The following is a 432-nucleotide window of genomic DNA, read 5'->3' as shown; positions in this document are numbered from 1 at the left end:
GGTGGTCTCGGTCATCGAGGGGTTGAAGCAGGAAGGTAAACCCAACGTTATTATTGCCAACACCACGAAAGGTGCCGGTATTTCTTTTATCCAGGGGCGCCCGGAGTGGCACCACCGGGTGCCGAAAGGCGAAGAAATTGCACTGGCACTGGAGGAACTGAAAGATGAGTAATGCAGAACACCTGGCTAACGTCATGGTCGAAGCCTTTATCGCCGCCGTGGAGCGCGGCGTCGATCTGGTGCCGGTGGTAGCCGACTCCACGTCAACGGCCAAAATCGCGCCGTTTATTAAACAGTTCCCCGGCCGGCTGGTGAACGTCGGCATCGCCGAGCAGAGCATGGTCGGCACCGCCGCCGGTCTGGCGCTGGGCGGAAAAGTGGCTGTGACCTGTAACGCCGCGCCGTTTCTTATCTCGCGGGCCAATGAGCAAA

The 432-nt window shown here is 59.0% G+C and carries 1 pseudogene; it reads left to right on the top strand.

Annotation, left to right across the window (positions count from 1 at the left end):
* Nucleotides 1-164: 164 nt before the first annotated feature.
* Nucleotides 165-432: pseudogene (locus LU493_RS19635) on the top strand (transketolase family protein); the annotation flags it as partial.

The sequence above is a fragment of the Halomonas elongata genome (genome assembly GCF_029081005.1).
Taxonomy (GTDB): domain Bacteria; phylum Pseudomonadota; class Gammaproteobacteria; order Pseudomonadales; family Halomonadaceae; genus Halomonas; species Halomonas elongata_B.
Note: the sequence above shows the minus strand (reverse complement) of the source record. Positions and strands in the feature narration are given on the sequence as shown.